19 protein-coding genes are annotated in these 19,069 nt (G+C 72.1%); 11 read left to right on the top strand and 8 right to left on the bottom strand.

The annotated features are described in order from the left end of the window. Positions 1-92: 92 nt before the first annotated feature. The 4 genes from MFF56_RS11330 (at position 93) to MFF56_RS11315 (ending at position 5,186) form a co-directional block, all read left to right on the top strand. Entirely contained in the window at positions 93-2,372 is a 2,280-nt protein-coding gene (locus MFF56_RS11330) for a TonB-dependent siderophore receptor (protein ID WP_066919485.1), read from the top strand. Positions 2,373-2,503: 131 nt separating this feature from the next. Continuing rightward, positions 2,504-3,061 carry an LPS assembly lipoprotein LptE gene (gene lptE, locus MFF56_RS11325; RefSeq protein ID WP_066919483.1) on the top strand — a complete coding sequence of 186 codons (558 nt, stop codon included), beginning with the start codon at positions 2,504-2,506 and terminating at the stop codon, positions 3,059-3,061. Between the two features lie 58 nt (positions 3,062-3,119). Continuing rightward, positions 3,120-4,154 carry a DNA polymerase III subunit delta gene (gene holA / locus MFF56_RS11320; RefSeq protein WP_066919482.1) on the top strand — a complete coding sequence of 345 codons (1,035 nt, stop codon included), beginning with the start codon at positions 3,120-3,122 and terminating at the stop codon, positions 4,152-4,154. A 96-nt stretch (positions 4,155-4,250) separates the two neighbouring features. After that, on the top strand, positions 4,251-5,186 hold the full coding sequence (locus tag MFF56_RS11315) for a diguanylate cyclase domain-containing protein (RefSeq protein WP_066919480.1): 936 nt from the start codon (positions 4,251-4,253) through the stop codon (positions 5,184-5,186). Between the two features lie 10 nt (positions 5,187-5,196). On the opposite strand, the gene MFF56_RS11310 is transcribed toward MFF56_RS11315, so the two are convergent. The 4 genes from MFF56_RS11310 to mnmG all read right to left on the bottom strand — a co-directional run bounded on the left by MFF56_RS11310 (position 5,197) and on the right by mnmG (position 9,574). Then, positions 5,197-6,102, bottom strand: a complete 906-nt coding sequence (locus MFF56_RS11310) for a ParB/RepB/Spo0J family partition protein (protein WP_066919478.1) — start codon at positions 6,100-6,102, stop codon at positions 5,197-5,199. 81 nt (positions 6,103-6,183) lie between these two features. After that, complete coding sequence (locus MFF56_RS11305) at positions 6,184-7,032, bottom strand: ParA family protein (protein ID WP_066919476.1); 849 nt, start codon at positions 7,030-7,032, stop codon at positions 6,184-6,186. Beyond that, positions 7,029-7,694 (bottom strand): 16S rRNA (guanine(527)-N(7))-methyltransferase RsmG, encoded by a 666-nt coding sequence (gene rsmG / locus MFF56_RS11300; RefSeq protein WP_066919474.1) that lies wholly within the window; start codon positions 7,692-7,694, stop codon positions 7,029-7,031. The genes MFF56_RS11305 and rsmG overlap by 4 nt, the downstream gene beginning before the upstream one ends. Next, positions 7,694-9,574, bottom strand: a complete 1,881-nt coding sequence (mnmG, locus tag MFF56_RS11295) for a tRNA uridine-5-carboxymethylaminomethyl(34) synthesis enzyme MnmG (protein WP_066919472.1) — start codon at positions 9,572-9,574, stop codon at positions 7,694-7,696. The genes rsmG and mnmG overlap by 1 nt, the downstream gene beginning before the upstream one ends. A 285-nt stretch (positions 9,575-9,859) precedes the next feature. Here mnmG and MFF56_RS11290 point away from each other — a divergent pair, with 285 nt between their 5' ends. Further along, a complete protein-coding gene (locus tag MFF56_RS11290) occupies positions 9,860-10,006 on the top strand; it encodes a hypothetical protein (protein WP_197430466.1) in 147 nt (48 codons plus the stop codon). 44 nt (positions 10,007-10,050) lie between these two features. On the opposite strand, the gene MFF56_RS11285 is transcribed toward MFF56_RS11290, so the two are convergent. After that, positions 10,051-10,203 (bottom strand): hypothetical protein, encoded by a 153-nt coding sequence (locus MFF56_RS11285; RefSeq protein ID WP_156453534.1) that lies wholly within the window; start codon positions 10,201-10,203, stop codon positions 10,051-10,053. A 178-nt stretch (positions 10,204-10,381) separates the two neighbouring features. On the opposite strand from MFF56_RS11285, the gene hisS reads away from it, so the two are divergent. The 3 genes from hisS (at position 10,382) to hisG (ending at position 14,166) form a co-directional block, all read left to right on the top strand. Further along, positions 10,382-11,929: a histidine--tRNA ligase gene (gene hisS / locus MFF56_RS11280; RefSeq protein WP_238230030.1), complete on the top strand. Its 1,548-nt coding sequence runs from the start codon at positions 10,382-10,384 to the stop codon at positions 11,927-11,929. Between the two features lie 102 nt (positions 11,930-12,031). Beyond that, on the top strand, positions 12,032-13,162 hold the full coding sequence (locus MFF56_RS11275) for an ATP phosphoribosyltransferase regulatory subunit (protein WP_238230029.1): 1,131 nt from the start codon (positions 12,032-12,034) through the stop codon (positions 13,160-13,162). Further along, positions 13,159-14,166 (top strand): ATP phosphoribosyltransferase, encoded by a 1,008-nt coding sequence (gene hisG, locus MFF56_RS11270; RefSeq protein WP_238230028.1) that lies wholly within the window; start codon positions 13,159-13,161, stop codon positions 14,164-14,166. Before MFF56_RS11275 ends, hisG begins: the two co-directional genes overlap by 4 nt. Positions 14,167-14,187: 21 nt before the next feature. Here hisG and MFF56_RS11265 read toward each other — a convergent pair whose 3' ends face one another. After that, positions 14,188-14,580: a tautomerase family protein gene (locus MFF56_RS11265; protein WP_238230027.1), complete on the bottom strand. Its 393-nt coding sequence runs from the start codon at positions 14,578-14,580 to the stop codon at positions 14,188-14,190. Positions 14,581-14,704: 124 nt separating this feature from the next. Here MFF56_RS11265 and MFF56_RS11260 point away from each other — a divergent pair, with 124 nt between their 5' ends. Beyond that, positions 14,705-15,577: a LysR substrate-binding domain-containing protein gene (locus MFF56_RS11260; RefSeq protein ID WP_238230026.1), complete on the top strand. Its 873-nt coding sequence runs from the start codon at positions 14,705-14,707 to the stop codon at positions 15,575-15,577. A 3-nt stretch (positions 15,578-15,580) separates the two neighbouring features. Here MFF56_RS11260 and MFF56_RS11255 read toward each other — a convergent pair whose 3' ends face one another. Continuing rightward, positions 15,581-15,925, bottom strand: a complete 345-nt coding sequence (locus MFF56_RS11255; protein WP_066922764.1) for a lysozyme inhibitor LprI family protein — start codon at positions 15,923-15,925, stop codon at positions 15,581-15,583. 101 nt (positions 15,926-16,026) lie between these two features. Then, positions 16,027-16,857, bottom strand: coding sequence for a pyruvate, water dikinase regulatory protein (locus MFF56_RS11250; RefSeq protein WP_066922766.1), 831 nt, complete (start codon positions 16,855-16,857; stop codon positions 16,027-16,029). A gap of 551 nt (positions 16,858-17,408) precedes the next feature. On the opposite strand from MFF56_RS11250, the gene MFF56_RS11245 reads away from it, so the two are divergent. Together MFF56_RS11245 and hemJ are read left to right on the top strand one after the other, a co-directional pair. Continuing rightward, positions 17,409-18,560, top strand: coding sequence for a uroporphyrinogen decarboxylase (locus MFF56_RS11245; protein WP_238230025.1), 1,152 nt, complete (start codon positions 17,409-17,411; stop codon positions 18,558-18,560). A 5-nt stretch (positions 18,561-18,565) separates the two neighbouring features. Then, on the top strand, positions 18,566-18,997 hold the full coding sequence (gene hemJ / locus MFF56_RS11240) for a protoporphyrinogen oxidase HemJ (RefSeq protein ID WP_066921650.1): 432 nt from the start codon (positions 18,566-18,568) through the stop codon (positions 18,995-18,997). Positions 18,998-19,069: the final 72 nt, after the last annotated feature.

Here is a 19,069-nt window from a genome sequence, read left to right as displayed (position 1 = left end):
CAAGTGTGTGATTTCAATCACGTTTTCGGCTTGAACACGTCAGCTTGACCGCTAAACCTCGGGCGACCCTGATCGCACCGGACCGAGGTTTCATGACCCAGCCCGCCCGTCTCGCAGCCCTCGCCTCGCTGCTCGTCGCGGGGCCGGCGGCGGCTCAGCAGAGCGTCGAGCTCAGCCAGATCTCGGTGGAGGCCGCGAAGCCGAAGGCGCGCGCCACGGAGCCCCGCGCCCGGGCGCGGCCGCAGCCGGTCCAGCAGATGGAGGCGGGACCGGGCGGGGGTGAGCCGGCCGGCCCCATCGGCCCGGGTGCCGACAGCTCTGCCACCAGCGGCGGCGGCGGCGGTCCGAGCGGCGTCGTCGGCTACACCGCCAAGGTCAGCCCGACCGCGACCAAGACCAACACGCCGCTGATCGAGACCCCGCAATCGGTGAGCGTCGTCACCCGCGAGCAGCTGAACGACCGCAACGTTCAGTCGCTCAACGAGGCGCTGGCCTACACGCCGGGCACGTCCACCGACGTGTTCGGCTTCGACCCGCGCTTCGACGCCTTCTACATCCGCGGTTTCCAGGTGACCTACAACGGCATCTACCGCGACGGCCTGCGCCAACCCGGCGTCGGGCTCGCGGTGCCGCGCGTCGAGCCCTACGGTACGGAGGCGCTGACCATCCTGCGCGGGCCCGCCTCGGGACTCTACGGGCTCGGCTCGCCCGGCGGCATCGTCGACGTGACGACGAAGCGTCCGACCTTCACCCGGTTCGGCGAGGTCTGGTTCCAGGGCGGCAATTACGACCGCTACCAGGGCAATTTCGACATCGGCGGTCCGGTCGAGGGGTCGGACGGCACGATGGCCTACCGGCTGACGGGCCTCGTGCGCCAGTCCGACACCTTCCTGCCCGGCGCGACCGACGACCGGGCCTACATCGCCCCCGCCCTCACTTGGAAGCCCGGCGCCGACACCACCTTCACGTTGCTGACCGAGTTCCAGCGGACGCAGGTACCCGGCACGGCGGCGTTCTACAATTTCCCGGGCTTCGTGGTCTCACGGCTCTACCAGGGTGACGCGGGCTTCAACGCCTTCACCACGCAGCAGTACCGGATCGGCTACGCCTTCGAGCACCGGTTCTCGCCGGACCTGATCTTCCGTCAGAACGTCCGCTACTACGGCGTCAACGGCGACTTCCCCTATACGGAGATCACCGGTATCACCGGCCTGTCGGCGCAGCGCTACGCCGGCCTGTTCATCGATGACCTGCACGCGATCACGCTCGACAACCAGTTCGAGGGCCACGCCGTGACCGGGCCGGTCAGCCACACGATCCTCGGCGGCATCGATTACCAGCGCTACGACTACACCCGCCGCTCCGGCTTCAACTTCGCCGTTCCCGATCTCGACCTCGCGGGCGTCACCGACTTCTCGAACTTCCGCTACCGCACCGTCATCCCGAAGCCGGCGCTCACCGCTTCCTCCTTCCAGACCCTGGATCAGGTCGGCCTCTACCTGCAGGAGCAGGCGAGGTTCGACCGCTTCGTCCTGACCCTGACCGGCCGCCAGGACTTCGTCTCGCAGAGCACCCGAACCGGCGCCCCGGGCGCCCTCGGCGCCGCGACCGTGCAGGACGACGCGGCCTTCACGGGGCGCGTCGGCCTGAATTATCGCCTCGCGCCCGGCCTCGTCCCCTATGCCAGCTACGCCACCACCTTCACGCCGCAGGTCGGCGTCGACGGCCAGGGTCGTCCCTTCCCGGCCGCCACCGGCGACCAGATCGAGGCGGGCGTGAAGGTAGCCGTGCCGAACACCAACGTCACCGCGGCCTTCGCGGGCTTCGACATCGTGCAGTCCTCGATCCTGCGCCCCGATCCCACGAACACCGCCAACCAGGTCGCCACCGGCGCGGTGCGATCCAAGGGCTTCGAGGCGGAACTGGTCGCCAACCTCGCGCCCGGCACCAACCTGACGCTGGCCTACACCCATCTCGACTTCCGCTTCGTGCGCCAGACCTCGCTGCTGGCTCCGAACCTGCCGATCGACGGCAACGCCCTCTCGGGCATCCCGGGCGACAGCTTCAAGGCCTTCGCCACCTACCTGTTCCCGCCCTCCTCGCCGCTCTCCGGCCTCACCATCGGCGGGGGCGTGCGCTACGCCGGCACGAGCTTCGCCGACGACGAGAACACCGTCCGCAACCCGACCGTGACGCTGTTCGACGCCCTCGTCGCCTACGATTTCGCGGCGCTGGACCCGAAGTACAGGGGCTTGCGCGCCCAGCTGAACGGCTTCAACATCTTCGACCGGGACTACACGAACTGCCAGGCCGGGTTCTGCTACCGCGGCGCGCCCGCCACCGTGATCGGCAGCCTGATCTACCGCTGGTAGGGCAGGGCGCCGGGGTCGGCTCGACCACGCTCCCGCCGCAGAGAAATCGTAACGCCTGTGCCTCAGGCTGATGGCGCGGCGCTGTGCGCGCGCGTAAAGAGCGGATCGGGACAGGGCTGGGGCGCGGGCGCATGGTTCGTCGGGAAGGGCAGGGACTTCGGCAGGGACTTCGAGTCGCGAGCCGGCTCGCCTGCGCGGGCGTGCTGGCGCTCGGCCTCTCGGCCTGCTTCCGCCCGCTCTACGGACCGACCGCCTCCGGCGAGCCGATGGGCGCGCTGCTCGCCGCCATCCAGGTCGACGAGATCAACATGGCCCAGGGCCAGGAGCGCCTGGGACACTACCTGCGCAGCGAGCTGATCTTCGATCTCGACGGCTCCGGCCAGCCCGCGCCCAAGCGCTACCGCCTGAAGATGCAGGGCAGCGAGACGGTCCAGACGCCGATCGTCTCGACCCAGACCGGCCGGGCCGAGGCCGGCACGATCGTGGGCAGCGTGCGCTACAGCCTGGAGAGCCTCGACGGGCTCAAGGTGATCACCGAGGGCGTGGCGACCTCGACCGCGACCTACGACCGCTCGATCCAGCGCTTCGCCAGCCAGCGCGCCGCCCGCGACGCCGAGATCCGCCTGTCGAAGGTCCTGGCCGAGCAGATCAAGACCCGCATCGCCTCCGTACTCTCGGCCAAACCTTGATCGGACGCGCCTTGGTCGGCCGAGCCTTGGTCGGCGACACCGCGATCGGGGCACGCGCGTGACGGCCGTCAAGGCGCACGAGGCCGACGCGCTGATCCGGCGCGGGCCCGATCCCCGCATCCCCGTGATCCTCGTCTACGGGCCCGATACCGGCCTCGTGGTCGAGCGCGCCAAGCGCCTCGCCGAGAGCTTCGTCACCGACCCGAACGATCCCTTCGCGCTCGTAAAGATCGACGGTGACGCCCTGGCCGGCGATCCCGGCCGCCTTGTGGACGAGGCCGGCACGGTCGGCCTGTTCGGGGACAAGCGCACCATCTGGGTCCGGCCCGGCGGCCGCAACTACGCGCCCGCGGTCGAGGCGGTGCTGAAGGCGGAGGTCGCCGACACCCGCATCGTGGTCGAGGCGGGCGACCTCGCCAAGTCCGCGCCCCTGCGCACCTTGTGCGAGCGCTCGCCGCGGGCACTCGCCATCCCCTGCTACCCGGACGACGAGCGGGCGCTCGCCGAGCTGATCGACCGCACCCTGCAGGAGCGCGGCCTGCGCATCGCCCGGGAGGCCCGGGAGGTGCTGGCCCAGAGCCTCGGCGGCGACCGGCGCGCCAGCCTCGCGGAGATCGAGAAGCTCGCCCTCTACGCGGCCGGGCAGGGGAGTGTGGAACTCGACGACGTCGAGGCGGTCGTCAGCGACGTCGGGGCGAGCGTGCTCAACACGCTGATCGACGCGGCCTTCGTCGGGCGCACGGGGGAGGTCGAGCGCGAGTACCGCCGCTTCCGCCACGAGGGGCTCGATCCCTCGATGATGTTGGGCTCGGCCCTCCGCCACGCGCTCGCGCTGCTGGCGAGCCGTCTGGATGGGCCCGACAAGAGCCCGAGCCTGCTCGTCGCCTCCTGGCGCGGACTTCACTTCAAGCGCAAGGCCGCCGTCGAGACACAGCTCGGGCGCTGGAGCCCAGCCGCGCTCCGGCAGGCCGTGCAGATCCTGCAGGAGGCGGTGCTGGCCTGCCGCCGGGCGGATGCCGATCTCGCCCACGCCCACGCTTCCGCGGCGCTCCTGCGCATCGCCACGGAGGCGGCGCGGCGCCGGGCCGGCTGACATCCGCGCGAGCGAGCCCGGGCGGGGCGGCTCCGCCAACACTCCGTTAAGCCGGCACGGTCCAATCTCTCCTCCAATCCGATCTGTCCGAACGCGATGTCGTCCTACTTCTTCCGGCAGCGCCAGTGCGAACCAGCCGATGCACCCGCGCCAGAACCGGATCTGGCCGCGCTGAAACGGGAAGTTCAGCGCCTGCGGGAGATGCTCGATCTCAACTCGGACTGGATCTGGGAGGTCGATGCGGCGGGCCGCTACACCTACGTCTCGCTCCACTGCCTCACGCTGCTCGGCTACAGGCCGGAGGAGATGCTCGGGCGCACCCCCTTCGACTTCATGCCGCCGGACGAGGCGGCCCGCGTGGGCGCGGCCTTCGCGGCGATCGTCGCGGAGAAGCGCGGCTTCTCGCATCTGCTGAACCGCAACGTCCGCCGCGACGGCCGGATCGTCGTGCTGGAAACGAGCGGCGTGCCGCTGCTGAACCCGGACGGCAGCCTGCGGGGCTATCGCGGCATCGACCGCGACATCACCGAGCGGGAGGCGGCGAACGAGCGCCTGCGCCATGCGGCGCGGCACGATTCGCTCACCGAGTTGCCGAACCGGCTCTACCTGCGTGAGCATCTCGAAGTGCGCCTCGGTGGGGCAGGGGCCGGCTGCTGCGCGCTGGCGATCGATCTCGACCGCTTCAAGCCGGTCAACGACCGGCTCGGCCACGAGGCCGGGGATCTGGTGCTGCGGGAGATCGGCCGCCGCCTGGCGGACCTGGCGGCCGCGCGCGGGGCCTTCGCCGCGCGGCCGGGCGGCGACGAGTTCGTGGTCGTCGCCGGAACCCTTGCACCGGAGGCCGCGGATCGCTTGGCGGAGGACCTGCGGGCGGCGATCGGCGGCCCGATCGGCCTCGGCAGCGAGACGGTCGCGGTCGGGGCCAGCATCGGCATCGCCCACGGCCGGGCCGAGGACACCGTGGACACCCTGCTGGCCGCCGCGGACCGGGCGCTCTACCGCGCCAAGGCGGCGCGCGACGCCGCCTGCTGAGGCGTCGCCCTCAATCCGCGTCCGGAATCTCGAGGCGGCGGCAGAGGGCGTCGAGTTCCTCCGCGGTCTGGTAGCGGATGCGGATCTCGCCCTCGTTCGGGTTCTTCGCCTTCAGGCTGACGCCGATGCCGAGCGCGCGGGCGAAGCGGCGCTCCAGGCTGCGGACCTCCTCGGAGCGCTCGCCGGCGCCGCGGGGACGGCCGGGACGGGGCCCTTCCTGCTCGGGCACCTCGGCCGCCGCGATCGCCTCGACCTCGCGGACCGACAGCCCCTCCTCCACGATGCGGCGCCCGACCGCTTCCGGATCGCGCACGGCGAGCAGCGCGCGGGCATGGCCCGCCGTGATCTCGCCCGCGATCACCCGATCCTGAATCGTCGGCGGCAGGTTGAGGAGACGCAGCGTATTCGCCAGGTGGCTCCGGCTCTTGCCGAGGATCTCGGCAAGCTCGCGCTGGCTATAGGCGAACTCGCTCATCAATCGCTCGTAGCCGGCCGCCTCCTCGATCGCGTTGAGATCGGTGCGCTGCACGTTCTCGAGGATCGCGAATTCGAGCGAGGCCCGGTCGTCGATCTCGACGACGACCACCGGAACCTCGTCGAGGCCGGCGCGCTGGGCCGCGCGCCAGCGGCGCTCGCCCGCTACGATCTCGTAGGCACCCGGCACGTCGGCGAGCGGGCGCACGACGATCGGTTGAATCAGCCCGCGCGCCTTCAACGAGACGGCGAGCTCATCGAGGTCGGTCTCGCTGAAGCGCCGACGGGGGTTGCGCGGGTTGGGACGCAGGAACTCGACCGCCACCCGGCGCTGCGGGGTCGGGGACTTCGCGCCGTCCGCGGCTGGTTCCGCCGCGCCGAAATCGCCGATCAGGGCCGCGAGCCCGCGCCCCAGCCGGGGCCGTGCGCCCTCTTCCGCCATCACCGCCACCCATCCACTCCGTTACGCAACCCGCGGCGCCGCCCGTCGGCTACCAGCACCCACATCGTCGGCTACCGACTCCTAAGCCGCCGCCGGCACCCGGCCTTCCCGCTGGATCACCTCTGAGGCGAGCCGCAGGTAAGCCTGGGACCCCGCGCATTTGAGGTCGTAGAGCAGCGCCGGCTTGCCGTGCGAGGGCGCCTCCGAGATCCGCACGTTGCGCGGGATCATCGTCTCGTAGACCTTCTCGCCCATGAAGCTGCGCACATCCGCCACGACTTGGTTGGAGAGGTTGTTGCGCGGGTCGAACATCGTCAGCACGACGCCCTGGATCGTCAACTTGGGGTTGAGCGCCGCGCGCACCTGCTCGACGGTGCGCAGGAGCTGGCTCAGGCCCTCCAGGGCGAAGAACTCGCATTGCAGCGGCACCATCACGGCGTCGGCCGCGACCAGCGCGTTGATGGTGAGGAGGTTCAGCGAGGGCGGGCAGTCGATCAGCACGTAGCTGAAGGCCGCCGTCTCGGCCGCGTCGCCCATGCCCTTCAGCACGTTGCGCAGGCGGTGCGCCCGGTCCGGGCTCTGGGCCATTTCCAGTTCGAGGCCGAGCAGGTCCATGGTGGAGGCCGCGATCGACAGGCGCGGCACCGCGGTCGGCACCACCGCCTGGGCGAGCGTGGCCTCGCCGGCCATCACCTCGTAGGTCGAGACCCGGCGGGCGCGCCGGTCGATGCCGAGCCCCGTCGAGGCGTTGCCCTGCGGGTCGAGGTCGATCACCAGCACCTGCTCGCCGATCGCGGCGAGCGCGGTCCCTAGGTTGATCGCCGTCGTGGTCTTGCCGACGCCGCCCTTCTGGTTGGCGAGCGCGAGGATCCGCAGCGGGCGCGCGGGTGCGGCCGGCTGGACGGAGGAGGGGAGGACGTCGCTTGTCATGGGGATGGGTCCGGGACTCGCGGGCTCGATCGAGGACTCGCGGGCGCGAGATCGTTGACCCGCACGATCCGGGCCATCGACTCGGTTCGGCTCGGAACGAGGTCGTAGGCGACTGTCCACCGTGCGGCGGCCCGGGTCAATTCCGCTTCGACCTCGCGCCCCTTCGGAAACAGGCCGGTGGTGCCCGAATTCAACAGGGGCTCGGTCCAGTCGAGGAGTTGTTCCAGCGGCGCGAGGGCCCGGGCGCAGACCACGTCCACGCCCCGGAAATTCGGGATGACCGCCTCGATCCGCGCGGCGTGGACGCGGGCCCGCGCGCCGGTGAGCCGGGCGGTCTCGGTGAGGAAGGCGCATTTGCGCGCGTTGCTCTCGACGAGATCGACGGAGATCTCGGGCCCGCCCGCGATGGCGAGGATCAGGCCGGGGATGCCGGCGCCGGAGCCGAGGTCGAGCCAGCGCCGGGCATCCGGCGCTAGCGCGAGAAGCTGGAGCGCGTCGGCGACGTGCCGGGTCCAGACCTCGGCGAGCGTCGCCGGCCCGACGAGGTTCTTCACCGATTGCCAGCGCCGCAGCTGCGCGACGTAGAGGTCGAGGCGCGCCGCGGTTTCACGTGAAACACCGGCCTCCGCGAGGACACGGTCGCGGTCGTGCTGGGCCGCCATCAGGCACGCACCGCCGCGCGCCCATCCCGGCGGGCATGGGCGGCCAGGAGCGTGAGCGCCGCGGGCGTGACGCCCTCGATGCGCGCGGCCTGCCCCAGCGTGCCCGGGCGCACCGCCTCGAGCTTCGAGCGCATCTCGTTGGAGAGCCCGCTGATCCCCGCATAGTCGAGTCCGGCCGGTAACCGCACCGCCTCGTCGCGCCGGAAGGCGGCGATGTCGGCCCGCTGCCGGTCGAGATAGACCGCGTAGGTCGCATCCGTGCGCAGGCGCTCGGCGATGCGCGGGCTCACCGCGGCAAGCTCCGGCCAAACGCCCGCAAGCCGCGCCCAGTCGAGTTCCGGGTAGGAGAGGAGCTGGAAGGCGCTGCGGCGGATGCCGTCCTGATTGAGCGCGATCCCGTGGGCCCGCGCCTCGGTCGGCGTGAGGCTCAGGGCGTCGAGTCGCGCGCGGGCGGCGGCGAGTTCGGCCTGCGCGGCGGCGAAATGCGCGGCCCGCCTCGCGCCGACGCAGCCCAGCGCCAAGCCGCGCGGAGTCAGCCGCTCGTCGGCGTTGTCCACGCGCAGGCTGAGCCGGTACTCGGAGCGCGAGGTGAACATCCGGTAGGGCTCGCTCACCCCGTGGGTGACGAGGTCGTCGATCATCACGCCGAGATAGGATTCGGCCCGGTCGAAGGCCGCGACCGCCTGACCGCCCGCGAGGCGGGCGGCGTTGAGGCCGGCGACGAGCCCCTGGGCCGCGGCCTCCTCGTAGCCGGTGGTGCCGTTGATCTGGCCGGCCAGGAACAGGCCGGGCAGGCGCGCGGTCTGCAGCCCGGCATCGAGTTCGCGCGGATCGACGTAATCGTACTCGATGGCGTAGCCCGGCCGCACGATGCGGGTCCGCTCCAATCCGGGGATCAGCCCGACGAGCGCGCGCTGCACGTCCTCGGGGAGCGCCGTCGAGATGCCGTTCGGGTAGACGGTCGGGTCGTCGAGGCCCTCGGGCTCGAGGAAGATCTGGTGCCCCTCGCGGTCGCCGAAGCGCACCACCTTGTCCTCGATCGACGGGCAGTAGCGCGGGCCGCGGCTGCTGATGCCGCCCGAGTACATCGGCGAGCGGTGGAGGTTCGCTCGGATCAGGTCGTGCGCCGCGCGCGTCGTCCGGGTGATGCCGCAGCGGATCTGCGGCGTGGTGATCCGCTCGGTCAGCGTCGAGAACGGCACCGGCTCGGCGTCGGCCTCCTGCATCTCCAGGGCGGCCCAGTCGATGGTGGTGCCGTCGAGCCGCGGCGGCGTGCCGGTCTTCAGGCGGCCGAGCCGGAAGCCGAGCCGGTCGAGGGTCCTGGCGAGGCCGACGGCCGGCGCCTCGCCGACGCGGCCGGCCGGCACCTGCACCGGGCCGATATGGATCAGGCCGCGCAGGAAGGTGCCGGTGGTGATCACGGCGGCCCCGCAGGGGAGGGTGCGCCCGTCGCCGAGCACCACGCCCGCGACGCGGCCGTCGGCGACGACGAGATCCTCGCAAGCGGCCTCGATCACCGTGAGGCCGGCGGTCTCGGCCAGGGCCGCCTGCATGGCGGCGGCGTAGAGCTTGCGGTCGGCCTGGGTGCGGGGCCCGCGCACGGCCGGGCCCTTGCGGCGGTTGAGCAGACGGAACTGGATGCCGGCGGCGTCCGCGACCCGGCCCATCAGGCCGTCGAGCGCATCGACCTCGCGCACGAGATGGCCCTTGCCGAGCCCGCCGATGGCCGGATTGCAGGACAGCGCGCCGATGGTCGCCGCTGCGTGGGTGACGAGGGCGGTGCGAGCACCGCAGCGGGCGGCGGCGGCCGCCGCCTCGACGCCGGCATGGCCGCCGCCGACGACGACGACGTCGAAGGTTGAGGAACCGTTGATGGACATGCGGGTGATTAGGCGCGCCCGCGCGGGATCGTCAACGGATGGGTGGGGTAGGGGCCACTCTCCCCGCAGAGGGGAAAGGACGTGGAGGCGAATGCACGTTCCGTCGAGACGACAGCCCGCGAATCCATGGGGTCGCGATCCCCGAATCGGTAACCGGTACCACCCCGACCCAACAATACTGCTTTATCCGAGCCATCACGGCATCGATATTGCTTCGTCTCCGGAGGTCCATGCGCGCGGCGCACCGGCCCATGTTCCTGCGTCCTAGCACTTCGAGGAGGCGGCATGCATCTCTGGGCGATCGGGCTGGGAGCCCTGTGCTGCGCGGGCGGAGCGGTCGCGCATTTCACCGACCCCACGCACCGGCGCGAGGGCGCGCTCGGGCTAGCGGGACTGGGCTTCCTGCTGGCGGGCCTGTTCCTCGGGCGCTAGCGTCGGTCCTCCTCCGCACCTCTCTCCGGCCGGAGGGGTCGGCGCTACACGGCCGCGCGCAGCTGCTTCACCCAGAGGTCGGCCGAGATATCGGCGCCGCCGCGCGTCGCGAAGGCGTAGGGGGCGTGCACGACGCTCCCGTCCTCCAGCTGGATCTGCCAGCGGAAGACGCCGGGCTTGTCGGGGCAGGGCGCCACGCGCGGGCGTCCGGGCTGTCGGGATCGAACCATGGGGAGCAAAGCCCTGGGCACCCGGATGGTTCCGAGGCGCGGACGGAGAGGGCTGCGGGGCGGTCCGCGGCCGCGGCGGTTGCCGGGCGCCGGTGCCCTGCGTTAGAGCCCGGCAACCCGTTCCGACACGAAGCGAAATCCTGCGATGTCCAAGGCCGATGCCGCGAAGGCCGATCCGAAGAAGGCCGACACCCTGAAGCCCCGCCTTCCGCGCGGCTTCGTCGACCGGCGCGAGGACGAGATCGCGGCCCAGCACCGCATGCTGGAGCGCATCCGCCAGACCTTCGAGCTCTACGGCTTCGAGGCCCTGGAGACGCCCTTCGTCGAGTATACGGAAAGCCTCGGCAAGTTCCTGCCCGACCTCGACCGGCCGAACGCGGGCGTGTTCTCGTTCCAAGACGACGACGAATCCTGGCTCTCGCTCCGCTACGATCTCACCGCGCCGCTCGCCCGGTTCGTGGCCGAGCACTACGACACCCTGCCCAAGCCCTACCGGAGTTTTAGAGCCGGCTACGTTTTCCGCAACGAGAAGCCGGGACCGGGCCGCTTCCGGCAGTTCATGCAGTTCGACGCCGACATCGTGGGTGCCTCCTCGGTCGCCGCGGACGCCGAGGCCTGCATGCTGATGGCCGACACGCTGGAGAAGCTCGGCCTCGCGGGCCAGTTCGTCGTCAAGGTGAACAACCGCAAGGTGCTCGACGGCGTGATGGAGGCGATCGGGCTCGCGGGCGACGACCGGGCCGGCCAGCGCCTGACGGTGCTGCGCGCCATCGACAAGCTCGACCGCCTCGGCGCCGACGGCGTGCGCCAGTTGCTGGGCGCCGGCCGCAAGGACGAGAGCGGCGACTTCACCAAGGGCGCGGGCCTCGACGAGGCGCAGATCGCCCGCATCCTGGCCTACGTGGCCTTCCAGCCCTCCGCGGATGCGGGCGCCGACCGGCTCGCCTTCTGGGAGCAGTTCTTCGGCTCCTGGCAGGACGTGGTCGGCCCCTCCGAGACGGGGCGGGAGGGCATCGCGGAGCTGCACGCGATCATGCGGCTCTGCGAGGCGGCGGGCTACGGCCACGACCGGATCCGGGCCGATGCCAGCGTGGTGCGCGGGCTCGAGTACTACACCGGGCCCGTCTACGAGGCGGAGCTGACCTTCCCGGTCACCAACGAGGACGGCCAGGTAGTCCGCTTCGGCTCGGTGGCGGGCGGCGGGCGCTACGACGGCCTCGTCGGGCGCTTCCGCTCGGAGCCGGTGCCGGCCACCGGCTTCTCCATCGGCGTCTCGCGCCTGTTCTCGGCGCTCCAGCTCGTCGGCAGCCCGCTTCTCGGCGGGGCGAAGAAGCCCGGGCCGGTGGTGGTTCTGGTGCTCGACCGCGAGAACATAGCCGACTACCAACGTCTCGTCGCGGCCCTGCGCGCCGAGAACGTCCGGGCCGAGCTCTATCTGGGCGGGGCCGGCATGAAGGCGCAGATGAAGTACGCCGACCGCCGCCGCGCCCCGGTGGCGATCATCCAGGGCTCGAACGAGCGCGCGGCGAACGAGGTCCAGGTCAAGGACCTAATCGAGGGCGCGCGCGCGGCCGAAGGCATCGCCAGCAACGCCGAGTGGAAGGCCGCGCGGCCGGCACAGTTCTCCTGCGCCGAATCCGAGATGGTCGCCCGGGTGCGCGCGGTGCTCGCCCGCCATTTCCCGGAGGGGTGAGCGACGCCTCTCGCGCGCCGGCATTGACCAGCTTCCGAGAAGCCGGTCGCCAAGCCACGAAGCGGTTGCTACAGAGCCGCCGGACACGGGCGAGTGGAGCCGATGACACGACCGGAAGCGGAGACGGGGGCGGACGAGGCCGCGCAGGCGCAGCTGCTCGCGCATCTGACGGCGGCCGGCTACGCGCCGGTGACCCCGCCTGTGCTGCAGCCGATCGAGCCCTTCCTCGAACTCTCCGGCGAGGACATCCGGCGGCGCATCTTCGTGACGCAGGACGTCTCGGGCGCCGAGATGTGCCTACGGCCGGAATTCACCATTCCGGTCTGCCGCCTGCACCTCGCCCGCCCGGAGGGGGGCGCCGACTACGGCTATCTCGGTCCCGTCTTCCGCCTCGCGGCCGACGAGCCGGACGAGTTCCTGCAGGCCGGCATCGAGTCGATCGGGCGCGGCGACATCCCGGCCGCGGACGCGGAGGTGCTGGGGCTGGCGCTGGAGGGCCTCGCGCTGTTCGGCCACGCGCGCCCGCATGTCCGCCTCGGCGACATGGGCCTCACCGTGGCGCTGCTCGACGGGCTCGGCGTGCCCCCGGCCGCCAAGCGGCGCACGCTGCGCGCGCTCGCCGCCGGACGGCCCCTCGACGGCCTCGTCAACGCGGCCGCCCCCGAGGATCCGCACGCGGGCCTGCTCGCGGCGATCCAGGGCCAGGACCCGCGCGGCGTGCGCGCCTTCGTGGAGGACGTACTGGCCATCGCCGGCATCTCGGCGGTGGGCGGACGCTCGGCCGGCGAGATCGCCGAGCGCTTCCTCGCCAAGGCCGCCGCCCAGGCGAGCGGCGGGGCCGGGCTCAACGCCGAGAACCGCGCGGTGATCGAGCGCTACAGCGCGATCGCGGGCGACCCGGACGCGGCGGCGCGCGATCTGCGCGCGCTGGTCGCCGAGGCCGGCCTCCGGCATGGCGCGCTCGAGGCGGCGCTCGACCTGTTCGAGGAGCGCAACGGCTTCATCGCGGCCCGCGGCCTCGCGCTCGACGCCTTCCGCTTCAGCGGCGGCTTCGCGCGCAACCTCGACTACTACACGGGCTTCATCTTCGAGGTGACGGGGGGCGCGGGGACACCCGTCCTCGTCGGCGGCGGGCGCTACGACGGGCTCCTGACCCATCTCGGCGCGCCCGAGCCGCAGCCGGCGGTGGGCTGCACCTTCTGGGTCGATCGCGTGGTGGGAGGGGCCCGGTGAACCTGTCCGAGAATCCCCTCGCGGATCCCCTCGCGGACCCCCTGGTCCTGGCCGTCCCCTCGAAGGGCCGGCTGCAGGAGAACGCCAACGCGTTCTTCGGCCGGGCCGGGCTCAAGCTGGCGCAGGGCTCGGGCGCGCGCGACTACCGCGGCAAGCTCGTCGGCGTGCCGGGGGTCGAGGTGCGCTACCTCTCGGCCTCCGAGATCGCGAGCCAGCTCGCCTCCGGCGCCGCCCATCTCGGCATCACCGGCGAGGACCTGATCCGCGAGAGCCTGCCCGACGCGCGCGGGCAGGTCGAGCTCTTGACGCCGCTCGGCTTCGGCAACGCCACCGTGGTGGTCGCCGTGCCCCAGGCCTGGATCGATGTCCGCGCGATGAGCGACCTCGACGAGGTCGCGGCCGAGATGCGCGCCCGCCACGGGCGGCGCCTGCGCATCGCCACCAAGTACGTGAACCTGACCCGCCGCTTCTTCGCCGAGAAGGGGGTGGCCGACTACCGCATCGTGGAGAGCCTGGGCGCCACCGAGGGCGCACCGGCCGCGGGCTCGGCCGAGATCGTCGTGGACATCACCACGACGGGCGCGACGCTGGCCGCCAACGCCCTGAAGATCCTCGACGACGGGATCATCCTGCGCTCGGAGGCCAACCTCGTCGCCTCGCTGAACGCCCCCTGGGGCGAGGGCCAGCGCGCGGCGTTCCGGGCCGTGATGGGCCGGATCGCCGCCGAGGAGCGCGCCCGCACCACCCGCGAGGTGCGCGCCGGGCTGCCCGAGGACGGCGCGATCGACCTCGCGACGATCGCGGGGCTGCACGAGGCCGAGTTGCCCTACGGCGCCCCGCGGGGGCCGGACGGCGAGATCGTGCTGCGCTGCCCCGAGGCCGCGGTGTTCGACCTCGCCGACGCGCTGGTGCGGGCCGGGGCGCGGGCGGTCAGCGTGCGCCGCATCGACTACGCCTTCGCGGCCGAGAACCCGCTGGCCGAGCGGTTGCTGGCGCGGCTCTAGCCGCCGTGCGGAGAGCGGCGGTCAGGCCGCCCGGCGCTCGGCCGCCCGGTGCGCCTGCGTGAGGCCGGCATAGCCCCAGGCCTCGCCCGGCACCTCGTCCACCACGACGTAGGTGGCCAGGGGCAGGTCCGGCCCCAGCACCTCGGCGAGTAGCGCATGCGCGGCGGCGATGAAGCGGGCCTTCTCCTCCGCGCTGTTGGTGCCCCGGGTGATCTTCGCGTCGAGATGCGCACCGCATCCGACCGCCGCCCCGCCGACCGTCCAGCCGGCAACCGCCACCGGCTCGACCAGCACGGCGGTCAGCTCGGCCTTCTTGCCGAGCACGTCGTGCATCAGCGCCGTGAGGCCCGCCTGCAGGCGTGCGGTCCGCGCCGCGTCGGGGCCGGGGGAAACTTTCAGGTTCACGAAGGGCATGACGCGTCGTCCCGCTGCTGCAGACCGCCCGTGCGGCCGTTGACGGGAACACGCTAGAACCGCAGGATCATCCCGAAAATCATGAAGTTCCAAAGCGTCAATTGAGCAGAACCGAACGGTCTCGATGCTGCCGACCAACCTCGACATGGATGTGCTGCGCACCTTCGTGGCCGGCATCGACCTCGGCGGCTACGCCCGGGCGGCGGCGCGTCTCGGCCGCTCGCCCTCCGCCGTCAGCCTGCAGTTGCGCAAGCTGGAGGAGCAGGTCGGACAGCCCCTGCTCCTGAAGCGGGGGCGCGGTCTCGCCCTGACGGAGGCGGGCGAGGTGCTGCTGGGCTTCGCCCGGCGGCTGCTCGACCTCAACGACGCCGCGCTCGCCGCCGTGCGGTCGCCCGCCCTGTCGGGCGAGGTCCGGATCGGTCTGCCGCAGGATTTCGCCGAGACGCGGCTGCCGGCCGCTCTGTCCCGGTTCGCGCGCCTGCATCCCGGTCTCCGGGTCAGCGCGCGCGTGGCCTGCAACGCCCGGCTCCGGGAGGCCTTCGAGGCCGCCGAGCTCGATCTCGCGCTGCTCTGGGACGAGGACGGGACGCTCGGCCCGGAGGCGGCGCTGCTCGAACTGCCGATGGTCTGGATCGGGAAGCGGGACGGGTCCGGGCCGCCGCCGGACGCGCCGCTGCCGCTCGCCCTGCTCGATGCCCCCTGCCTGTTCCGTCGCGCCGCGCTCGACGCTCTCGACGCGCGGCGCATCCCCTGGCGGGTGAGCTTCGGCAGCCCGAGCCTGTCCGGCCTCTGGGCAGCGGTCACCGCCGGGCTCGGGGTGACGGTGCGCACCGCGCACGGCCTGCCCGGTTCGCTGGCGCCGCTCGGCGCGGCGGCCGGTCTGCCGGCCCTGCCGAGCCTCCGGCTCTCTCTGCAGACACCGCGGGTCGGTGCCGGTCCCGCGGTCGAGCACGTGGCCGCGACGCTGCGCGAGACCTTCGCCGAACCGGGCCGCTGAGTGCTACTGCCCCTGCTTGGCGAATTCCGAGATCAGGCCGCGCAGGGTCTTGAGCCGGGCGTCGTAGAGGTCGCGCAGGCAGGCGGCGTCGGGCCCGCAGGCGCGGCGCTCCTTTAGCCACGCCTCCTGGTCCTCCTGCATCTTGGTGCGCCCGCCCATCGGCAGCACCTCCTTCAGGATCTCGAAGCGCGTCGCCATCTCGACGTCGCGGTCGTTGAGCGGGAGGGTCTTGCAGATCGCCGTCTCGTCGGGCGTCTCGGCCTTGTCGCAAGGAAAGCTCGCGGCGGCGGCCGGGAGGGGACTCGCCAGCAAGGCGAGGAGCGGCAGGGTGCGGATCAGGTTGGACATGCGCGACAACGGGGAGGGCGCACGAAGGCTCCCGCCCCCCGCGGACAGATTTAGCGAGGCCCGGATCCCCCGATCACAGGATCCGGGCCGTTCTCATACCCTCACGACGCGATGAACTTCAGCCGGTGGTCGCGGTAGAGGTCGAGGATCGCGGCGGCCGTCTCCTCGATGGAGCGGCGGGTGACGTCGATGGTCGGCCAGCGGTTGCGGGTGAAGAGCCGGCGCGAGGCCGTGATCTCGTCGGCCACCGAGACCCGGTCCACGTAGGTGGTCGACTCGTCCGCCTGCAGGCTGAGGATCCGGTTCTGGCGGATCTGCACGATGCGCTCGGGGCTCGCGAACAGGCCGACGATCAGGGGGCGCTTCACCCGCTCCAGCTCCGGTGGCAGGGGCACGCCGGGGACGAGGGGCAGGTTCGTGGTCTTCAGGCCGCGGTTGGCGAGGTAGATCGAGGTCGGCGTCTTCGAGGTGCGGCTGACCCCGAGCAGGATCACGTCCGCCTCCTCGAGATCGTGCGGCAGGTTGCCGTCGTCGTGCGCCAGCGTGAAGTTCATCGCGTCGATGCGCTTGAAGTACTCCGCGTTCAGCATGTGCTGGGCGCCCGGCCGCGCGGCCACCGGCGCGCCGAGATAGGATTGCAGCAGCGCGTGCACCGGCTGCAGCACCGAGAGGCAGGGGGAGCCGCTCTCGCGGCAGGCGCCCTCCAGGCGCTCGCCGAGGTCGCCGCCGACCAGGGTGTAGAGCACGAGGCCCGGCGCCGCCTTGATCTCCGAGATCACCCGCTCGAGCTGCGAGCCGGAGCGCACCAGCGGGTAGACGTGCTCGATCGCCGAGACGCCCTCGTACTGGGCGGCGGCCGCCCGGCCGACGTTGATCAGGGTCTCGCCGGTGGAATCCGAGACGAGGTGGAGATGGAAGTAGCTGCGGCTCATCCGGTCGCCTCAGGGCCCGGCTGGGAGCTTCTCACGGAACGCCCGGCCGGCGGGGGTGCTATGAGAGGCTCTTATCCACCGGGAGCCGTCAGGGGAGTCGATAGATGTGGATAGGATGCCCCGGCGGCCGGGTCCAGCGCCGACCCTGTCCCGGCCATCGACTCCGCGCTCAACAGGCGTGCCGGCCGGCGGCCCGGAATCCGGGCGCGTGGGAGAATCCGGGACGCGGGCGCGCCTCTCGGGCGGTCGTCGCGTGCAAGGCCTTCTGGGGCCGAGCCTATCCCGGACATTAGAGCGAACCTGTTAAAGCCCTCTTAACGCCGTGGCGGCGGGGACGGCCTGTGGACACGGTTGCGGTCCCGCCATCCAGCCTCCAATAGAAAAAACAGAGTCCTAGAATCTCTCTTCTCTTAGATAGGGCCGGGATGGGGACGGAGCCGTCGCGCCCTTCCGGCAGACGGCCCGAGGGCCTTCGAGAGACGCCGCCCCTCGGGGAGCGAGAAGTTTTCGGAAAGACGGCGCCGGTTCGGGCGCCACGATCGGGGAGCGGAATGGCAGAGGCTCAAGGGACGAACCGCAAGCTCATGCGGGTGCTGTCGGGCGAGGCAGTCTCGCCCCCGCCCGCCTGGATGATGCGGCAGGCCGGGCGCTACCTGCCGGAGTACCGGGCGACGCGCGCCGAGGCCGGCTCCTTCCTCGACCTCTGCTACAGCCCCGATTTCGCCGTCGAGGTGACGCTGCAGCCGATCCGCCGCTTCGGCTTCGACGCGGCGATCCTGTTCTCGGACATCCTCGTGGTGCCGCACGCGCTCGGCCAGGACGTGCGCTTCGTGGAGGGGGAGGGCCCCCGCCTCGACCCGATGACCGGCCGGGCCGCGTTCGAGCGCCTGAAGCGGGCCGACGACCCTGCGGTGCTCGCCCATCTGGCGCCGGTCTTCGAGACGGTCGGGCGCCTGCGGGCGGAACTGCCGGCCGAGACCACGCTGCTGGGCTTCTGCGGCGCGCCCTGGACGGTGGCGAGCTACATGATCGGCGGGCGCGGCACGCCGGACCTCGCCCCGGCCCGGGCGCTCGCCGAGGGCGACACGGCGCTGGTCGACGCGCTGATCGACCGGCTGGTCGCGGTGCAGACCGCCTATCTCATCCGCCAGCTCCGGGCCGGCGCCGACGCGGTGCAGATCTTCGAGTCGCATGCCGGCACCCTGCCGCGGGCTCTACCGCGTCCCGGCGACGCGACCGATCCGGTCGAGCCGGTCGGCGACGTCACCGAGAGCGCGCTGCCCGCGGAGGCATCCGAGGACGCCCCCGAGGACGCGCTGACGCGCTGGTCGCTCCGCCCGATCGCCCGGATGATCGCGGGCGTCCGCGCCGAGGTGCCGGACGCGCGCATCATCGTCTTCGCCCGCGGCTCGGGGCTCGACGGCCATGCCCGCGTGGTGCCGGAGACGGGCGCCGACGCGGTGGGCGTCGATTGGGGCGTCGATCTCGCGGCCTTGCGCGCCCGCGTGCCGGCCTCGACCGTGACCCAGGGCAACCTGCATCCCGAGACGCTGATCGCGGGCGGCGACGCGCTGGACGCGGAGGTGGACGCGATCCTGCGGGCGACGGTGGCTGTGCCCCACATCTTCAACCTCGGCCACGGCATCACCCCGCAGACGCCGGTGGCGCATGTGGAGCGGATGCTGGCGCGGCTCAGGGGCTGATCCCGGTGCTCTACGACTGGATCAAGGCGCTCCACGTCATCGCGCTGATCGCCTGGATGGCGGCGATGCTCTACCTGCCGCGGCTCTTCGTCTACCACGCCGCCCTGCCGCCGGGCTCGGAGGCGCAGTCGGCGACCTTCAAGGTGATGGAGCGGCGCCTGCTCAAGGCGATCATGACGCCCGCCATGATCGCCACCTGGGTCTTCGGCCTGACGCTGGCCTGGATGAGCGGCTACTACGCGAGCCTCTGGCTCCAGCTGAAGTTCGTGCTGGTTCTGGCGATGAGCGGCGCGCACGGCTTCCTCGCCCGCGCGGTGAAGGACTTCGCCGCCGACCGGAACACGCGGGGACACAAATTCTACCGGGTGATCAACGAGGTGCCGACGCTCCTGATGATCGGCATCGTCATCCTGGCGGTGGTGAAGCCGGGGTTCTGAGCTCGGGCCGTTCGGCGCGCGGCACTCCCTCCCCCGCAGAGCAGGGCGATCGCATATGGCGGGGGTCGTCTC

It is taken from the genome of Methylobacterium hispanicum (assembly GCF_022179285.1).
Taxonomy (GTDB): domain Bacteria; phylum Pseudomonadota; class Alphaproteobacteria; order Rhizobiales; family Beijerinckiaceae; genus Methylobacterium; species Methylobacterium hispanicum.
This window is presented reverse-complemented; position numbering and strand designations above follow the sequence as displayed.